Raw genomic sequence first — 1,442 nt, forward strand, 5'->3', positions numbered from 1 at the left:
GGGCAGCTGCGCTTTCGCTGGTTTACCTTCGCCCGCTCTTGTTACATATTGCCACCCCCACGCACCAGTGCCGCATGTCAAATGTCCGAGATCGACGCCAAGACCCACTCGGCCCCCATCCGCCCGGCGCAGCCGCCGGGGCGCAACGGGCCTGCGCTGCGGATGCCGCGTACCGTGATGGCGCTGATGCTGCGCGAGATGGCGACCACCTATGGCCGCTCGGCCGGCGGCTATATCTGGGCGGTGCTCGAGCCGGTGCTGGGCGTCGCGCTTTTGTCGGTGCTGTTCAGCATGGCGTTGCGCAACCCCGGATTGGGGTCGAACTTCCCGCTGTTCTATGCCACCGGCTATCTGCCCTTTGCCATGTTCAACGACCTGGCCAACAAGACCGCAACCTCGATCCGCTTTTCCCGGCCGTTCCTGGCCTATCCCAGCGTGACCTTTATCGATGCGCTGATCGCGCGGGTGGTGCTGAACGTGCTGACCCATATCGCCGTCATTGCCATCGTTTTCGGCGGCATCTTCATCATCTTCCAGCTACCGGGTCCGGTTGCCATGGCCCCGGTGTTCGAGGCGCTGCTGCTGGTCGCCCTTCTGGGGACGGGGGTGGGCACGCTGAACTGCTATCTGATGACCACGTTCCCGATCTGGGAGCGGGTCTGGCAAATCCTGACCCGGCCACTTTTCCTGATATCGGGCATTTTCTTCCTTTATGACATGATGCCGCCCAAGGCGCAGGACCTGTTGTGGTACAATCCCCTGATCCATTGCACCGGCCTGATGCGCCGCGGATTTTATCCCACTTACGAAGCCAGCTATATCAACCAGGGATATGTCATCGCCATCTCGCTGATCCTTCTGCTGGCGGGGCTGGCGCTTCTGGAGCGCAATCACAAGAAGCTTCTGGAGCGCTAGGACGGGGTCTGGCCCAGGCGAATCGTGGTTCCGGCCGGGAGGTTGGCATTTGCCGTCCTGACAGGTAGCGACGCCACGGCGTGGTTGCCTGCGTGTCGCGCCCCGGGATTTGGGGATGTGCGCCCGGTGGCATCGCGCATGCCCCGATGCAAGACGGCAAGGACGTGGCAGCATGCCGGCGGTGCAGGTTGCCAAGAAGCGCCGCTTCTTGCCCCTTGCCAGGAAGATGAGGATCGGGTGTTTTCACGATCGGGCAGGTTTTGAGGCGATTAAGCTGCCTGTCCTGATCCGGGACGGTTTCGCACTGCTTCACTGGAATCTTGCGGCTATCGTTCCGTCAGGGCCTGGGTCGTTGAGCTTGGCATAACCTTTGTAGCCATAGGCATGGAGAATGCCGCGGGTTCTGGCTAGATGGCGATGGATATGCTCTTCCTTCTAGGGTCTGTTGAGTATCAGGATTCCCCTGTCAGCTGATTTCTGATTCAAGCTTTCCAAACGGGAGGTTTGGATGCCAGTTGAACGCTACA

At 60.7% G+C, this 1,442-nt stretch carries 1 protein-coding gene; it reads left to right on the forward strand.

Annotation, left to right across the window (positions count from 1 at the left end):
* The first annotated feature begins 162 nt into the window (after nt 1–162).
* Nucleotides 163–915, forward strand: a complete 753-nt coding sequence (locus F3H32_RS17605; protein ID WP_149766945.1) for an ABC transporter permease — start codon at nt 163–165, stop codon at nt 913–915.
* The last annotated feature ends 527 nt before the right edge of the window (nt 916–1,442 follow it).

The sequence above is a fragment of the Paracoccus thiocyanatus genome, assembly GCF_900156255.1.
Taxonomy (GTDB): Bacteria; Pseudomonadota; Alphaproteobacteria; order Rhodobacterales; family Rhodobacteraceae; genus Paracoccus; species Paracoccus thiocyanatus.

Coding starts and splice junctions, on each gene's coding strand:
- F3H32_RS17605 (WP_149766945.1), top strand. CDS start 163: ATGCCGCGTACCGTGATGGCGCTGATGCTGCGCGAGATGGCGACCACC.